18 protein-coding genes are annotated in these 16,445 nt (G+C 61.8%); 12 read left to right on the top strand and 6 right to left on the bottom strand.

Going from position 1 to position 16,445, the window contains the following annotated elements; translation table 11 throughout:
* The 5 genes from BW43_RS29270 to BW43_RS14605 form a co-directional block, all read left to right on the top strand.
* Positions 1–96: hypothetical protein (locus tag BW43_RS29270; protein ID WP_240462694.1), on the top strand; the 96-nt coding region annotated here is incomplete at its 5' end.
* Positions 97–246: 150 nt separating this feature from the next.
* Positions 247–735, top strand: a complete 489-nt coding sequence (locus BW43_RS14620) for a DUF1289 domain-containing protein (protein ID WP_032886826.1) — start codon at positions 247–249, stop codon at positions 733–735.
* Between the two features lie 50 nt (positions 736–785).
* Positions 786–1,712: a class I SAM-dependent methyltransferase gene (locus BW43_RS14615; RefSeq protein WP_032886827.1), complete on the top strand. Its 927-nt coding sequence runs from the start codon at positions 786–788 to the stop codon at positions 1,710–1,712.
* 148 nt (positions 1,713–1,860) lie between these two features.
* A complete protein-coding gene (gene pcsA, locus BW43_RS14610; RefSeq protein ID WP_032886829.1) occupies positions 1,861–2,577 on the top strand; it encodes a phosphatidylcholine synthase in 717 nt (238 codons plus the stop codon).
* Positions 2,578–2,772: 195 nt separating this feature from the next.
* A complete protein-coding gene (locus tag BW43_RS14605) occupies positions 2,773–3,552 on the top strand; it encodes a TSUP family transporter (RefSeq protein WP_032886830.1) in 780 nt (259 codons plus the stop codon).
* Here BW43_RS14605 and nudC read toward each other — a convergent pair.
* Both nudC and BW43_RS14595 read right to left on the bottom strand, forming a co-directional pair.
* Positions 3,520–4,353, bottom strand: coding sequence for an NAD(+) diphosphatase (nudC, locus tag BW43_RS14600; protein ID WP_032886832.1), 834 nt, complete (start codon positions 4,351–4,353; stop codon positions 3,520–3,522). The two genes, BW43_RS14605 and nudC, sit on opposite strands and share 33 nt — an antisense overlap.
* Positions 4,354–4,358: 5 nt before the next feature.
* Positions 4,359–5,171 (bottom strand): crotonase/enoyl-CoA hydratase family protein, encoded by an 813-nt coding sequence (locus BW43_RS14595; protein WP_032886833.1) that lies wholly within the window; start codon positions 5,169–5,171, stop codon positions 4,359–4,361.
* A 160-nt stretch (positions 5,172–5,331) separates the two neighbouring features.
* Between BW43_RS14595 and BW43_RS14590 the strand changes: the two genes are divergently transcribed.
* From BW43_RS14590 to BW43_RS14580, 3 genes are all read left to right on the top strand, one after another.
* Complete coding sequence (locus tag BW43_RS14590; RefSeq protein WP_032886834.1) at positions 5,332–5,886, top strand: UPF0149 family protein; 555 nt, start codon at positions 5,332–5,334, stop codon at positions 5,884–5,886.
* Between the two features lie 90 nt (positions 5,887–5,976).
* Entirely contained in the window at positions 5,977–7,233 is a 1,257-nt protein-coding gene (locus BW43_RS14585; RefSeq protein WP_032886836.1) for a 3-phosphoshikimate 1-carboxyvinyltransferase, read from the top strand.
* A gap of 32 nt (positions 7,234–7,265) precedes the next feature.
* Complete coding sequence (locus tag BW43_RS14580) at positions 7,266–7,655, top strand: hypothetical protein (RefSeq protein WP_032886837.1); 390 nt, start codon at positions 7,266–7,268, stop codon at positions 7,653–7,655.
* 1 nt (position 7,656) lies between these two features.
* Here the strand turns inward: BW43_RS14580 and BW43_RS14575 are convergent, their stop codons facing one another.
* Entirely contained in the window at positions 7,657–8,256 is a 600-nt protein-coding gene (locus tag BW43_RS14575) for an NAD(P)H-dependent oxidoreductase (protein WP_032886839.1), read from the bottom strand.
* 82 nt (positions 8,257–8,338) lie between these two features.
* Between BW43_RS14575 and BW43_RS14570 the strand changes: the two genes are divergently transcribed.
* The gene (locus BW43_RS14570) at positions 8,339–8,974 is read left to right on the top strand and encodes a TetR/AcrR family transcriptional regulator (protein WP_050442831.1); all 636 of its coding nucleotides are present in this window, start codon (positions 8,339–8,341) and stop codon (positions 8,972–8,974) included.
* 43 nt (positions 8,975–9,017) lie between these two features.
* Here the strand turns inward: BW43_RS14570 and BW43_RS14565 are convergent, their stop codons facing one another.
* Together BW43_RS14565 and BW43_RS14560 are read right to left on the bottom strand one after the other, a co-directional pair.
* Positions 9,018–9,695 carry a GNAT family N-acetyltransferase gene (locus tag BW43_RS14565; protein WP_032886840.1) on the bottom strand — a complete coding sequence of 226 codons (678 nt, stop codon included), beginning with the start codon at positions 9,693–9,695 and terminating at the stop codon, positions 9,018–9,020.
* Positions 9,696–9,751: 56 nt separating this feature from the next.
* Positions 9,752–10,633 carry a LysR family transcriptional regulator gene (locus BW43_RS14560; RefSeq protein ID WP_032886841.1) on the bottom strand — a complete coding sequence of 294 codons (882 nt, stop codon included), beginning with the start codon at positions 10,631–10,633 and terminating at the stop codon, positions 9,752–9,754.
* A gap of 113 nt (positions 10,634–10,746) precedes the next feature.
* Between BW43_RS14560 and BW43_RS14555 the strand changes: the two genes are divergently transcribed.
* The 3 genes from BW43_RS14555 (at position 10,747) to BW43_RS14545 (ending at position 15,253) form a co-directional block, all read left to right on the top strand.
* Positions 10,747–11,961: an MFS transporter gene (locus tag BW43_RS14555; protein ID WP_032886843.1), complete on the top strand. Its 1,215-nt coding sequence runs from the start codon at positions 10,747–10,749 to the stop codon at positions 11,959–11,961.
* Between the two features lie 81 nt (positions 11,962–12,042).
* Entirely contained in the window at positions 12,043–12,894 is an 852-nt protein-coding gene (locus BW43_RS14550; protein WP_032886845.1) for a CAP domain-containing protein, read from the top strand.
* 172 nt (positions 12,895–13,066) lie between these two features.
* Positions 13,067–15,253, top strand: a complete 2,187-nt coding sequence (locus tag BW43_RS14545; RefSeq protein ID WP_032886846.1) for a GAF domain-containing protein — start codon at positions 13,067–13,069, stop codon at positions 15,251–15,253.
* 8 nt (positions 15,254–15,261) lie between these two features.
* Here the strand turns inward: BW43_RS14545 and BW43_RS14540 are convergent, their stop codons facing one another.
* Positions 15,262–16,428: a diguanylate cyclase gene (locus BW43_RS14540; protein ID WP_032886848.1), complete on the bottom strand. Its 1,167-nt coding sequence runs from the start codon at positions 16,426–16,428 to the stop codon at positions 15,262–15,264.
* Positions 16,429–16,445: the final 17 nt, after the last annotated feature.

Raw genomic sequence — 16,445 nt, forward strand, 5'->3', positions numbered from 1 at the left:
TGGATGAGCGAAATCATGGACTTGAAGAAAGAGAAAAACTTCTTCGAAACCCGTGTGATCGAGTATCAGACTGGCGGCGCGCTGAGCTGGGACTAATTAACAGCACAGATCCAATGTGTGGGAGGGGGCTTGCTCCCGATAGCAGTGGCTCAGTTAAAACACCTTTGACTGATACACCGCATTCGGGAGCAAGCCCCCTCCTACATTGGGAACGCGGTGTTCCATAAACTTTGCAAATTGCCTTTTATGCCCAACCAAACCATTAAAACCCCGTGCGTCGGCCTGTGCTCCACCGTTTACGGTGACCTGGTCTGCCGAGGCTGCAAGCGTTATCACCATGAAGTGATCCAGTGGAATGGCTACAACGCCGAGGAAAAGCAGGCGGTATGGCTGCGCCTTGAGCAGTTGCTGGTGCAAGTGATGACCAGCAAGCTGGAAGTGTTCGATCCGCAGCGCCTGCGCCAGCAACTCGAAGACCGCAAGATTCGGTTCATGCCGCATCAGTCGCCGTATTGCTGGGCTTACCAGCTAATTGCCCGGGGTGCGCGGGTGATTTCCAAGCTGGACGCTTACGGGTTGGCGTTGTTGCCGGAGTTTCGTGAGCGACACCTGGCGGATTTGCGCGATGCGATCGACCGCGAGTTTTTTCTGCTGTCAGAAGCGCATTACGAGCGGTATATCGCCCCGGGTTTTATCCGCGAGGCATTTGGTCCACCGTTGATCGCTGCCTTTTAAACCCTCAATTGTGGTTAAAATGCCGCCCGCTCAACGACCGACGCTCAACGATGACCCCAGACGCACTTGCCACTCTGCACGCCCACCTGCTTACCGCCCTGGCCAGCGCTCCGGCTGAAACCCGACGCCTTTTCCATGGCCGTGGCCGCTGCTGGCCTGGGCTGGAACAGTTGACGGTGGACTGGCTGCAAGGGGTTATTCTGGTCGCGCTGTTCAAGGAGCCCGAGCCGGCGCACCTGCAGGCGTTGCAACAGCTGCTGATCGACTTCGACTGGGCTCGATTCGGCGCCCACACCGTCGCGCTGCAACACCGCTACCTGCCGCAAAGCACCACCGAATGGCTGGTGGGCGAGGCCATCGACGAATTGACCATCACCGAAGACGGCCTGCGCTACCTGATTGACTTGGGCAAAAAGCAGAACAGTGGGCTATTCCTCGACATGCGCTACGGTCGCAACTGGGTGCGCGAACAAGCCAAGGGCCAGCGCGTGCTCAATCTGTTTGCCTATACCTGCGGTTTCTCAGTGGCAGCCATCGAAGGCGGCGCCGACCACGTGGTTAACCTCGACATGGCCCGTGGCGCCCTGAGCCGCGGCCGTGACAACCATCGCCTGAACGGTCATGACTTGAGCAACGTCACCTTCTTGGGCCACGACTTGTTCAAGTCTTGGGCCAAGGTCACCAACAGCGGTCCCTACGACCTGGTGATCATCGACCCGCCGTCCTTTCAGAAAGGCAGCTTCCTGCTGACCAAGGACTACCAGCGAGTACTACGCCGCCTGCCGGATTTGCTCACGGCGCAGGGCACGGTGCTCGCCTGCATGAACGACCCGGCCTTTGGCGAAGACTTCCTGATCGACGGCGTGACCCGCGAGGCTCCAGGCCTGCGATATATAGAACGCCTGGAAAACCCGCCGGAATTTCCGGATATTGACGCGCAAAGTGGCCTCAAGGCCCTGGTGTTCCGTCAAGGCTGATGCCGAAACGTCCTACGCTTGCTACGCTAAGTGATACGCCGGGCGGTGAACCTTATGACCCCCTTCCCGGTCGATACCTGCATTCCCCGGCCAGACTCGACGGCGTCACGTTGTCGGCTGCCCCGTTTCACCCTTTGGAGAACCGCCCGTGATATCGACCCTGCATGTAGCCAGAATCAAAGCCTGGGGCGCCCACGGCTTCACTGCCACCGGCGTGGTGCTGGCGTTTTTGGCAACTCTGGCGCTGCTGGAGAACTCACCCAAGGCCTGCCTGCTGTGGCTGGGCCTGGCGCTGGTGGTGGACGGCGTCGACGGTTCCCTGGCGCGACGGTTGAATGTCAGCACGGTACTGCCCAGCTTTGACGGCTCGGTACTGGACCTGGTGATCGACTACCTCACCTATGTGTTCATTCCGGCACTGTTCATCTACCGCTACATCGACCTGCCGGAATTCACCCATCTGTTCACGGTGTCGGTGATCCTGGTCTCGTCGCTGTTCTGCTTCTGCAACGTCAACATGAAGAGCAAGGACAACTACTTCGTCGGTTTCCCCGCCGCCTGGAACGTGGTTGCCCTGTGCGTATACATCATCCAGCCGGAGGCCTGGGTCACGCTGCTGACCGTGATCGGCCTGGCCCTGCTGACTGTGACGCCAATGAAGTTCCTGCACCCGTTCCGGGTCAAGCGCTTCATGCCTATCAATATCGCCGTGACCACGATCTGGTTGCTGTGCAGCTTTTTGATGGTGGTGGATTATCCCAATACCAACCCGTGGACGTTCGGGTTGTGGTCGGTGATGTCGGCGTATTTCCTGGGGATTTGCATCTGGCGCACGGCGCTGGAGTGGTTGGGCACCCACAAATAGCCAACCGGACACGGTAAAACATGTGGGAGGGGGCTTGCCCCCGATGACGGTGCATCAGTGACAGATAAGCTGACTGGCACACCGCAATCGGGGACAAGCCCCCTCCCACATTTGGTTCTGCGTCCCTCTGGGAGGTAAGATGGCGGCCCTTCGCACAGCGCTTTGCTGCGCACTGCCAACCATAAGCCCTGCCCAATGCCTTTCGAACTTAGCGTAGACCTCACCACCCTCGCCATTCTCGCCGTCGTGGCCTTTGTCGCCGGTTTCATCGACGCCATCGCCGGTGGCGGCGGCCTGCTGACCACGCCCGCCCTGCTCACCGCAGGCATGCCACCGCACTTGGTATTGGGCACCAACAAGCTCAGCTCCACCTTCGGTTCCGCCACCGCCAGCTTTACCTTCTACCGCCGCAAGCTGTTCCACCCACGCCAGTGGGTTCATGCCATCGTCGGCACATTGATCGGTGCATTGACCGGCGCGGTCGTCGCCCACTACCTGCCCGCCGAAACCCTGAACAAAATGCTCCCGGTGATCGTCTTCGGTTGCGGCCTGTACCTACTGTTTGGCGGAACGCCCAAGGCAGCGCTGGATAACGACGCGCCGATCAAGAAGAAATGGCAGTCCACCCAAGGCTTCGGCCTGGGTTTCTACGATGGCGTGGCCGGCCCCGGTACCGGCGCGTTCTGGACGGTCAGCACCATGTTGCTGCACCCCATTGACCTGGTGAAGGCCAGCGGCGTAGCGCGCAGCATGAACTTCGTCAGCAACGCGGCAGCGCTGTCGGTGTTTATCTTCAACGGGTCAGTGGACTGGATAGTCGGGCTGGCGATGGGCGTGTCGGTGATGTGTGGCGCATTCTTTGGCGCACGCAGCGCAATCAGCGGCGGCGCCAAATTCATTCGCCCGGTGTTTATCACCGTAGTCCTGGGCCTGACGGTGCGCCTAGCCTGGCAGCACTGGTTCAGCGTGGCCTAAGCGACGGGCCAGGTAGAGGTCGATCAGGTAGCGCGCAATCGAACGTGAAGCGGGCAACGGCGGCAGATCGTGGATGTTGAACCACTGCGCGTCCTCGATCTCGTCAGCCTGGGGCACGATATCGCCACCGGCGTACTCGGCGTGAAAGCCCAGCATCATCGAATGGGGGAACGGCCAGCACTGGCTGCCCATGTACTGAATGTTCTTGACCTCCACCTGCACTTCCTCGCGCACCTCGCGAATCAGGCAGTCCTCGGCCGACTCGCCCGGCTCGGCAAACCCCGCCAGCGTGCTGTACACGCCAGTGACAAAACGCGGTGAACGCGCCAACAGAATCTCGTCGCCGCGGGTCACCAGCACGATCATGCTCGGCGAGATCCGCGGGTAACTGCGCAGGTCGCAGGCCTGGCAGAACATCGCTCGCTCCCGCGGCACCTGGACCATGGCCTGGCCGCAACTGCCGCAAAAACGATGCTCCCGCGCCCAGGTGCCGATCTGGGCGGCGTATCCGAGCACTTTGTACAGGGTGTGATCGCCTTGCAGCATAAAGCCGCGCAGGCCTTGCCAGCCGCAGCCCGGCACGTCAGCGGCGGAGTTCAGTTCCAGCAAGTACACCGGCTCCCCGTCGAGGTGTCCGATACCGTGCTCGGCGAACACCGACAAGTCCTGGCGCTTGAGCCATTCCCGAGGGAACAGCGGGCCATTGGTGTCATGTAAAAAGCCGTCGCGGCTGCGGGCGACGGCCCAGCCGCCGGGAGTGTCGTTGTCCAGCAACGTTGTGGTAATCCAGCCTTGGGTCATGTCAGTCAATCCACGAATTCGGGTTTCTGCTTACTCATATGGGCCGCGATGGCCACGCGCAGGTCGTTGGATTGCAACATAGCCGAGTTCCAGGTGGCAACGTATTCGAGACCATCATTGACCGTATGGTCACGCATATAACTGATCATGGCCTTGGTGCCGGTCACAGCAATCGGCGACTTGGCGGCGATCTGATGGGCGATTTCCAGTACGCCGGCCAGCAGTTGCTCGTGATCGGGATAAACGCGGTTCACCAGGCCAATGCTGCGCGCTTCCTCGGCACCGAATTGGCGACCGGTATAGGCCAGCTCACGCAGCATGCCGTCACCGATGATGCGTGGCAGGCGTTGCAGGGTGCCGACGTCGGCAGCCATGCCGATGTCGATTTCCTTGATGGAAAACTGTGCGTCTTCAGCCGCGTAGCGCATGTCGCAGGCGCTGATCAGGTCGATGGCGCCGCCGATGCAATAGCCGTGGATCGCCGCCAATACCGGCTTGCGGCAGTTGTCGACCGCGTTGAACGAGGCTTGCAGCTCCAGGATTTTGCGGCGCAGCAGCCGCGCGTTGCGGCCCACGTCCTTGCCAAAGGCGTTGGCCACGGAGGCCAACATCATCAGGTCGATACCGGACGAGAAATGCTTGCCGGCGCCGCTGAGCACCACGGCACGCACGGCGTCGGTGTCTTCGACCCATTGGAAAATGTCGATGATCTCGGTCCAGAACACCGCGTTCATCGCGTTGATCTTTTCCGGGCGGTTGATCTGCACATGGGCAACGTTGCCAGTGACTTCGACGACGAACGCTTGGTATTCGGACATGGCAGTGATCCCTGACTGGCGAGTGATAAGGCCCGAACTATAACAAGGGTCCACCACGGCGCATCGGCCAAAAGCGGGACTGGCAAAAAACCCTGCCAGGCGCCATCCTTGGCGCTTTAAGCCGCCTTCTGTGCGGCGCTCGACGTTTTAAGGAAATGCCATGCACGCCCAACCCCTTGCCCCCGCCGATTTCGACTTCATCGAAGAAACCCTGCTCAAGTACGGCGATGACCATTCGGTGCTGAACCTGGCGGAGCTCGACGGTTACTTCACCGCATTGGTGTCCAGCCCGGCACAGGTGGATGTAGCCGAGTGGTTCCCGGCAATCTGGGGTGGTCAGAACCCTGAATGGGACAGCATGGACGACGCCCAGCGCTTTCTGGAGTTGTGCGTACGTCACAGCAACACCCTGGCCGCCCAACTGGCGACCGACGCACAAGGCTTCAAAGCACGCTTCGACGACACCGAACATCAAGGCCAAACCGTAACCCTCGCGGAAGAATGGTGCTTTGGCTATATCCGAGGCGCAGCCATCGGCAACTGGCCGCAACTGCCTGCCGAACAGGCCGCGCAGTTGGAGAAAATCTCCTGGTGCGCCGAGCAGGACAACTTCGAGTTGCCGGCCGACCTGGATGTGCAGGCTCACCAGCAACGCGTCAGCGAGATCGAACCGGCCGCGCGGGCCCTGCATGATTACTGGTTGAGCCGGCGCTAAACCTCGACAAGCACTGCACCTTTGGCCGATTATTCGGGTCCGCCCGTCGGCCACTCCGTCCCACCTTGCCTTGATCAGGAGCCTTGTACCTTGAGTTCGCAGAAAACCGTGACCGTTACACCGCCCAACTTCCCCCTGAACGGCAAGGTCGCACCGCCCGGCTCCAAGTCCATTACCAACCGCGCCCTGCTGCTGGCCGCCCTGGCCAAGGGCACCAGCCGCCTCAGTGGCGCGCTGAAAAGCGACGACACCCGCCACATGTCGGTGGCCCTGCGCCAAATGGGCGTCACCATCGATGAGCCGGATGACACCACCTTTGTCGTCACAGGCAGCGGCAAGCTTCAATTGCCTGCGCAACCGCTGTTCCTGGGCAATGCCGGCACGGCGATGCGCTTTCTCACCGCCGCCGTCGCCACCGTCGAAGGCGCCGTGGTGCTGGACGGCGACCACTATATGCAGAAGCGCCCGATCGGCCCGCTGCTGACCACCCTCAGCGAGAACGGCATCCAGGTCGACAGCCCGACCGGTTGCCCACCGGTGACCGTGCACGGCGTGGGCAAGGTCCAGGCCAAGCGTTTTGAGATCGACGGCGGTTTGTCCAGCCAATATGTCTCGGCCCTGTTGATGCTGGCCGCGTGCGGTGAAGCTCCGATTGAGGTGGCGTTGACCGGCAAGGACATCGGCGCCCGTGGCTACGTGGACCTGACCCTGGACTGCATGCGTGCCTTCGGGGCGCAGGTTGATGAGGTCAACGACACCACCTGGCGTGTAGCCCCCACTGGCTACACCGCCCATGACTACTTGATCGAACCCGACGCGTCCGCTGCCACGTACCTGTGGGCTGCTGAAGTGTTGACCGGTGGCCGTATCGACATCGGCGTGGCCGCGCAGGACTTCACCCAACCGGACGCCAAGGCCCAGGCCGTGATCGCCCAGTTCCCGAACATGCAGGCCACCGTGGTCGGCTCGCAGATGCAGGACGCGATCCCGACGCTGGCCGTGCTGGCCGCGTTCAACAACACCCCGGTGCGCTTCACAGAGCTGGCCAACCTTCGGGTCAAGGAATGTGATCGCGTGCAGGCACTGCATGACGGCCTCAATGAAATCCGTCCGGGCCTGGCGACCATCGAAGGCGATGACCTGCTGGTGGCCGCTGATCCTGGACTGGCCGGTACATCGTGCAACGCGCTCATCGACACCCACGCCGACCACCGCATCGCCATGTGCTTTGCCCTGGCTGGTTTGAAAGTGTCGGGTATCCGCATCCAGGATCCGGACTGCGTGGCCAAGACCTATCCTGAGTACTGGAAGGCCCTGGGCAGTCTTGGGGTCGCGCTGAGCTACTGAGTCAGCGGCGCCGAAATGGGGAGGGAATGCACATGACAATTCGCCAACCCTGCCCACCCGGCGCCTGTGTCTGCGACCGCGAGCAATTGCTTGAAGCCCCCGGCGCCGACCTGCGCATCCTCAACCTCACGCGCCAGGAAGAAAAACGACTGCTCGACCGCCTCGAAGACCTCAAGAGCCTGCAAGACCTGGAGCGCATGCAACAGCTGATGTACCAGCAATTGGGCATTCGCGTGCATATCGCGCCGGGACACACCGAGGTCAAAAGCATGCGCGGGATCCAGATCGTTATCGACGAACTACCGGGCATGTGCCGCAAGACTCGGCAATCGATCCCGGCGGCGATTCGCCGAGGCCTTGAGAAACGCCCTGAAATCGCCTACCGCTTGCTGGATGCCCACGACCTGTTTCGCGAAGGTTGACTCAACCGGCGACTGTCTCGGCTTCGAACAGCCGCTGCCCGACGGCCTTTGCCGTTTTCAGATGCGCCTCGGCCGCGCCGCCTTCCGAGTCCAGCAACAACTCGGACGTCACCACCTTCGCCCCACAGTAATCAAAGATGCCGTAGTCGATCTGCGTGCGCATCGCCGTGGCATAGCCGTGGCGGTCAAACGCGCCGGCATCCGCAGCGCCGAGGGCCAACAGGTGCACCTGCAAATGCCGCAGTTTTTTCACCACTGGGGTATCCGGGCCATAGTCGATCGCCCAGCCATTGACGAACACCCGATCGACCCACCCCTTGAGCAGCCCCGGCAGCGACCACCAGTAGATAGGGAAAGCGAGCACCAAGGCGTCGGCGCGGTCGAGCCGCGCCTGTTCAGCGAGCACATCGGCCGGTGGCGTGGCGTGGTTACGGTGTACGCGGTGGTCGGCGGCGGTGTAGCGCGGGTCGAAACCTTCGGCGGCGAGGTCGGCGATTTCGTAGGTGTGGCCGCAACTGCTGAGGCCTGCGGCGACTTGCGTGGCGATGCTGTGGGTGAGGGATTGTGGGTCGTGATGAGCAACAACGATCAGTGCGTGCATGACATTGACTCTCTTTCGGTTTAGGCTGGGCTTAGTTACTTTTGGTAAGTTAATTCAAATAAGTTACTTTTGGTATATAAGCATGTCAAGCAATGAATCCCCTGCCCCACGTCGTCGTTTGTCCCGTGAGGATCGCCTGCATCAATTGTTGGAAGTGGCCTGGCAACTGGTGCGCGAGGAAGGCACCGACGCCCTGACCCTGGGCCGCCTGGCGGAACTGGCGGGCGTGACCAAACCGGTGGTCTACGACCATTTCGTCACCCGTGCGGGGTTGTTGGCCGCGCTGTATGAAGACTTCGACGGGCGTCAGAACCAAGCCTTCGCCGATGCCATCGAGGCCAGCAGTGCAACCCTGCAAGACCGCGCCTGGGTCATCGCCGCGTCCTACGTGGACTGCGTGTTATTGCAGGGCCGGGAAATTCCGGGCGTGACCGCCGCGTTGAGCGGTTCACCGGAGCTGGAAGCGCTGAAGCGCAAATACGAGGCCATTTTTCTCGACAAATGCCGTGACGCCCTGGCGCCCTTCGCCCTCAACGGCACGCTGTCACAAGCCGGCCTGCGGGCCATGCTGGGCGCGGCGGAAGCCTTGTCCCACGCAGCGGCCGACGGCGAAATCAGCCGAGAAGAAGCCCAGCACGAATTGTTGGCGATCCTATTGGCGATGGTTAACCGCGCGCCTGTTTTGTCGCCTGACCCACTGCAATCGCTGCCTCGCTAAAGCTCGGGAGCGCCTACAGGGGATCGGTGGTTGGCGCTCTGTTTCAGCCCCGCTCCTGCACGAACAACCGGACTTTGCGCGTCAATTGGTCAAGATGCCGATCCCGCTGCTTCTCCGCGTCGACCATCGCCCGCTTGCCGTGTTTTTGCAGCAGGTAGGTATGGATCTGCCGCACTTCGAGGGAGCTATAGATCGCGGCTACGTCCAGCACGCCCATCAGGCCATCCGTGCCGTAGTCGCGAGTGTTCATCAGCACCTGGGTGCCACGTGCGGCGCGTACTTGAAAGCCGAGGGCTTCGAACGCAGGCACCTTTTCCACGGCACACGCCAATTCGGCATGGGGATAGCGCGCCAGCACGTCTTGCATCATCCCCCGTGCCACGCCCTGGCGGCGCAAACCGGCTTTTACAGCCATGAAGGCAATGCCACAGGCTTCGGGATCATCCTTCACCGGCAAGCAGAGCAAAAAACCGATGACGGTCTCCGAGTCCTCGGCGTCGGTAGCCACGATCAGTTCGACGTCAATGCCCTTCTCCCCATTCAGCGCCTGCAGGTAAAGGTGCACTTCAAAGCCAACCGCATACTGGTAGATGTTGTAGAGCAGGTTGCTCGGCGGCAACGCGACGCTGCTGATGTCAGTGAGGTTGTCTACCACCATCTGCAGGATCTGGCCATTGATGGGCTCGGGGCATGGTGTGGTGTAGCGGGTAAGGCTGAACATGCAAATTCCTGGGGGTTCACGTCTAGGCAGCGGGGATTGTACCTGTTGCGCACGGTCTATTGCCCGCAGACCTCACGCAGGCACCCGCGCAGCCAGCGGTGCGCCAAGTCCGCGTCCAGCCGTGGGTGCCAGAGCATCGCAACAGTAAAGGTCGGCAACGTGAGCGGCAGAGCAAAGCAAAACAGGTCGCGACGGTGGGCGGTGTAGCGTTCCGGCACACTGGCGATCAGGTCGGTGTCGCGGGCCAGGGAGATGGCAGTGGAGAAACCCGCGACGATGCTGGTGATCTGCCGCGTGAAGCCCAAGGTTTCAAGCGCATCGTCGATCTGACCGCGCGCCTGCCCACGCCGCGAGACATAGACGTGCTGGCCCTCGGCATAACGCGCGACGCTGATTTCACCGCGGCTCAGGGGATGGCCGTTGCGCACTACGCCAATCAAGCGGTCGCGGAACAACGCTTGGGTCAGCACTTCAGGGCTGGCGGTGGGATCGACTACGCCGGTTTCCAGATAGACACTGCCGTCGCGCAGCATCGTGCTGTCCTTGTCGTTTTTATTGATAAAACGCAGGCGCACGCCGGGCGCCTCTCGGGCGATGCGTGCCAGCAGCGCCGGGCCAAAGTTTTCGACGAACTCTTCACTAGTGCGCAAGGTGAAGGTACGCGCCACCACCGCCATGTCCACAGACTGCGCAGGCCGCAGCGCCGCGTGGGCAGCCTGAACCAAATCACTGACCTGTTCACGCAGCTCCACCGCCCGTGGCGTGGGCACCAGGCCGCGACCGGCGCGCACCAGCAAGGGGTCGCCGGTGGTTTCACGCAGGCGGGCCAAGGCGCGACTCATGGCCGAGGGGCTCAAACCCAGGCGCTTGGCCGCGCCGGCGACGCTGCCTTCGGCGAGCAGCACATCCAGGGTGATCAGCAAATTCAGATCAGGCATAAGAGGCTCTCATCAGGCGTTTGGTGCAGGTATTCACTGCAACTCCTGCGTCTTCCGCCATGTTAGGCGACGCCGTAGATTTGTGACAGTTGCCTTCATTCAAGGAATTGCCCATGTCTACGTCCCCGCGCGGCAGCCTCATCAGCCTGTCGCTGTCCATGCTGCTGGCCTCGCTCGGCACCAGCATCGCCAATGTGGGCCTGCCCAGCCTGACGCAGGCGTTCGACGCATCCTTCCACGCCGTGCAGTGGGTGGTGCTGGCGTATCTGCTGGCGATCACGGCGGTGATCCTCAGCGCCGGCCGCCTGGGTGATCGCCTGGGGCGACGTCGGTTGCTAATAGGCGGCTTGCTGCTGTTCAGCCTGGCCTGCGGGCTGTGCGGCGGCGCGTCCTCGCTCAACGCGCTGATTGCCGCGCGCAGCCTGCAAGGCCTTGGTGCAGCCATCATGATGGCCATGGCCTTGGGCATGGTCGGCGATACCGTGCCCCAGGGCCGCACCGGCCGGGTGATGGGTTTGCTGGGCACCATGTCGGCGGTCGGAACCGCTATGGGCCCCAGCGTCGGAGGCGTATTGCTGAGCCTGTGGGGCTGGCGTGCATTGTTTCTGGTGGGCGTGCCGCTGGGCCTGCTGGCCGTCGCCCTTGCCTGGCGTTTTCTGCCGGTGGATCAGCGACACACGCCGGCATCCAGCGACCTGGGTATCTGGGCGTTGTTAAAGGATTCGTCATTGCGCACGGGCTTGGCGATGAGCGCGCTGGTAGCGGCGGTGATCATGGCCACCTTTGTTGTCGGGCCGTTTTACCTGTCCCGTGGTTTGGGGCTCGACCCAGCCTCGATGGGCCTGGCCATGGCGGTCGGGCCCTGTGTCGCAGCAATCACCGGCATACCGGCGGGCCGCCTGACCGACCGCCTGGGCAGCCAACGCATGACCTGCAGCGGGCTCGGCATTCTGCTGTGCGGTGCCCTGCTGCTGACGTTGGCTTCGGAGTTGTTCACCTACCTGGGCGCGCTGATTGTTTTGACGGCGGGCTACAGCCTCTTCCAGGCGGCGAACAATACCGCCGTGATGCGCAATGTCGCTGCGATTCGGCGCGGCACGGTCTCGGGCCTATTGAACCTGTCGCGCAACCTCGGCCTGATTGTCGGTGCTTGGGCACTCAGCGCCGTATTCGCCTGGACTGCACCCGATATAACCCACGCCACCCCACAATCACTGGCGAATGGCCTGCACGCAACCTTCGCCGTCGCGTGCGGCTTGATCCTCCTGGCCGCGGTGATGGCATCGGGCCGCAACCGCGCCGTGAACGGCCTTCATAACCCCCACTGAGGCAAAAAAACAAAAAAGGCGTTGCGCCAGATGGGGTTACATCGCGCATCATGGGCACTTTCAAGCTCAAGGGTAACGTCCATGCGCGTTCTGTCATTGATGATGGGTCTTACGACGCTGGCCGCCAGTACGGTGTTCTGCGCCAGCGCGATGGCGAATGAAGAAAGTCAGCTGGTGCAACAGATCAACGAGTACCGCAGCCAAGTGCAGCGCTGCGGTGACCAGGGTTCCCAGGAACTGCCGCCACTGGCGAGCGACACACGGCTGGTGCTGCCGGCCACTAACGTCGGCGACCTTCAGCAGGCGCTGGCCCGGGCCGCGTATCCGATGGTGAACGTGCAGGCCATCAGCCTGTCCGGTCCCAAGGATGCTCAGTCCGCGATGAAGGCGGTGCGCGAGAGCTTCTGCCGGGTGGTGCTGGATCCGCAATTTATCGACATCGGCGTGAGCAACAGCGGTCAGGACTGGCGCATCGTGCTGGCCCGGCCCTTACTGTCCAGCGGCCTGGGGGATTGGCAGACTGAAGGCCGGAAACTGCTGGACTTGATCAACGCCGCCCGTACACAACCTCGCCAATGCGGCACCCAGGCATTTACCGCGACCACCCCGTTGTCGTGGAACGACACCCTGGCCAGCGCCGCCAACAGCCACACGCGCAACATGGCCAACGGCAATTTCTTCGACCATCTGGACCACGACGGCCGCACGCCCGGCGACCGCGCCGAGCTGGCCGGTTACATCGCCAAAAACATCGGCGAAAACATCGCCGCCGGCCTGGACACCCCGCGCAAGGTGGTCGATGGCTGGCTCGCCAGCCCCGGTCATTGTGCCAACCTGATGAACCCGCAATTTCGAGAACTGGGCGCGGCCTACGCCATGGACCCGAAGAGTGATGCGGGCATTTACTGGACCGGTTTGTTCGGCACGCAATGAAGGTTGGGCAAGCGCCCAACCTCGGCGGATCCAAACGACTCAAATGAGTAAAGCATCAAAACGCCATCTATCGGATAATTGCGCTGAACTGGCAGCGTTCAACCGGGTCTGTAGCTTTGCGCCACCCACTGAAAGGCGCGCTGAAGACTCTCGATAACAAGGTGTTCCCCCAATGATGAATTGGCTGCAAAGCAGCAGCGACATGGCTGAACGGGTAATTCAGCATGATTGGGCCAACACGCCTCTCGGTCCGCTGGAGCAATGGCCGGACGTTCTGAAGACCACCGTCGCGCTGTGTTTCGCGTCGAGCTTTCCCCAGGCCATTGTCTGGGGGCCCCAGTTGATCACGATCTACAACGACGCCTTTATTCCGATACTGGGCAATAAGCCCTATGCCTTGGGTAGACCGTTCAGTGACATATGGCGCGAGGTGTGGGCTGACGTCAGCCATATCGCCGACGCGGCGTTCCAGGGGCATGCCACCTATATCGAAAACTTTCCCCTCGTGGTTGAACGCGGCCAGGCGCGGGAACAAGCCTACTTCACTTTCTGCTACAGCCCGATCCGTGATCCCCAAGGCCACGTGGTCGGCTTGCTCGACACCGTGACCGAAACCACTGCCACGGTGTTTCTCGCCAGACGCCTGGAAGTGCTGGATGCCATTGGCAACGCCGTGGTCAATGCGGCCGATGCCGAAGCCATCATGACCCGCACTACCCAGTTGCTCGCCGAACACCTGCAAGTGAGCAATTGCGCCTACGCCGACATGGACGCCGATGAAGACGGCTTTACCATTCGCGACAACTGGACCGCGCCCGGCTCGCCGAGCATTGTCGGTCGCTACAGCCTGGCAGCGTTCGGCGAGGCGGCCGTCAACTGCCTGCGGGCTGGCGAGCCTCTGGTGATCTGCGACAACCTGCGCGAGCTGCCACCCGAAGAGTCTGCGGCCTTCCAGTCCCTGGGGGTGACTGCGACTATCTGCATGCCTCTGATCAAGAACGGACGCCTGACTGCATTGATGGCCGTCCACGACAAATCCCCACGCCCATGGTCACCCTACGACCTGGCCTTGTTGAGGGAAGTCACCGAGCGCTCCTGGGCCCATATCGAACGCGTGCGCGCCGATGCCGAGGTCCGTGAAGGTCTGGCAGCGTATGCCGAGCTGAACACCTACCTGGAACAGCGGGTGGAGGAACGCACGCAGGCGCTGGCCCAAGCCGAAGCCGCGTTGCACCAATCCCAGAAACTCGAAGCCATCGGACAGCTGACCGGCGGCGTCGCCCATGACTTCAACAACCTGCTCACGATCATTCGCTCCTCGGTGGATTTTTTGCGGCAGCCAGGCCTGTCGGAAGAGCGCCGCCAGCGCTACATGAGCGCCGTTTCGGATACCGTGGAGCGGGCCAGCAAGCTGACCAGCCAGTTGCTCGCCTTTGCCCGTCGACAACCGCTCAACCCGGAGGTCTTCGACGTAGGCCAGCGGGTACAGAACATTGGCGAGATGCTGGAAAGCGTCACCGGTGCACGCATTCAGGTGCAGGTCGAGATGCCGTCACAGGCCTGTTTCGCCCGCATCGACGCGAGCCAGTTTGAAACCGCGCTGATCAACATCGCCCTCAATGCCCGGGACGCCATGGGCGGCCAGGGCACGCTGAGCCTACGGGTGGTCGGGCGCAAGCCGCTGCCACGTATCCGTGGCGATGCGGGGTCACGCCAACCGTATATCGCCATCTCCATGGCTGATACCGGGCCGGGTATTGCCGCCGACACCGTGGAGCGGATTTTCGAGCCGTTCTTTACCACCAAGGCCGTCGGAAAAGGCACCGGCCTGGGTCTGTCGCAGGTCTTCGGGTTCGCCAAACAGTCGGGGGGCAATATCGATGTGTCCAGCACGCCCGGCCAAGGCAGCGTATTTACCCTGTATTTGCCCCAGGTCGAAGCACAGGATGTGCCGCCCCAAAGCCCTCAGGGAACGCTCGCCATGCCCCACGACACAACCCAGTGTCGGGTGCTGATCGTGGAAGACAACCTGGAGGTCGGCCGGTTTGCCCGCCAAATCCTTGAAGACTTGGGCTATCAGACCGCCTGGGCGACCGATGCCGAACAAGCCCTGAGCTTGGCCGGCCAGGATGGAATGGCCTTTGACGTCATCTTCTCCGACGTCGTGATGCCCGGTATCACCGGCGTCGCCATGGCCAAGCTGCTACGCCAGCGTCGTGCCGACCTGCCGGTGGTGTTGACCTCGGGTTACAGCGAGGAGCTGGCAGACAGCGGCTATGAAGGCTTCGAGTTTCTGCCCAAGCCTTACTCGGCCGAACAACTTTCGCAGGTATTGATCAAGGCAACACTCAAGGACTGAGCGTCGCCCTACTCCGCCACGGCCACTTGGTTGCGGCCCAGGGCCTTGGCCCGGTACAGCGCCTTGTCGGCGGTGTTCATCAGGCCATGCAAGTCCCCGTCCAGCGCATGGGCCGAAGCAACGCCCAAGCTGGCCGAAAGCCCGGTGACCGGTTCAGCCGGCAATCCGGAAATCGCCTTGATCAACTGCTCGGCAATACCCCGTGCGGTTTCCAGCGAGGTATTGGGCAGCAATACCGCAAACTCCTCACCGCCCAGACGGCCATACACATCAGACTTGCGAAACGACGCACTGATCACTCCTCCAATCTGGCGCAACACTTGGTCGCCGGCCTGGTGTCCATAGGTGTCGTTGATGTGCTTGAAGTGGTCCATGTCCAGCATCAGCGCGCACAGCGGCTGTTGGTTGTGTCGGCATTGTGCGTACAGCGAATGGGCATGTTCGAAGAATGCACGACGGTTCATCAGCCCGGTCAGCTCATCGGTCTGTGCGGCACGGGTTGAAATGTTGTGGGCTCTTTCCATTTGCCGAGTCAGGCGAAACGCCTTTTCCAGCGCATCGGACAATTTGCGCGTGGCGCTGGCGACAAAGGTGGTGAACACCAGCACCGCGATGGCAACACCCACCTGCATGGGAGCCGGCTGGAACAGCAGCCAGAAGGTGCACGGCAGCAATACCAGACCGATAGACGCCAGCGTCATGTAGCGATAGGCCGAGTAACACGACACCGCGCTGACCGACATGCCCACGGTGAACAGCATCACCAGCACCTGGGACAACCGATCATCCGCTGGCATCACCGCTAACGCACCGGCGCCCCAGATACCGGCAGAGAGCACGAGAGTGACCCAGTAGCGGCGCTCCCAGCGAGCCGGCGTGCGCTCGCTGTTGGGGCAGCGAAACCAGTCCATGAACATCTTCACTCGCAGCAGCGACGACGCTGTGAGCAACAGCATCCAGACCAGCATAACGTCGTGGTCGAAGCGATCCCAACACAGCCAGCAGAGCATGGTAGCCGCCAGGTAACTGCCCAAAATGGCGGCAAATGACTGCCGGAACAGCTGGTGCAGACGGTCAGTCCGCACCTGCTCCTCTATAACGCAATCCTGGTCCTGCTCACGCCCAAGGCCATTCATGAAATTCGCCTGATTCGACTGCCATGACAAAGGCGCCATTGTGGCACCCTGCCAGC

Source organism: Pseudomonas sp. RIT357, assembly GCF_000632245.1.
In the GTDB taxonomy this organism is placed as follows: domain Bacteria; phylum Pseudomonadota; class Gammaproteobacteria; order Pseudomonadales; family Pseudomonadaceae; genus Aquipseudomonas; species Aquipseudomonas sivasensis.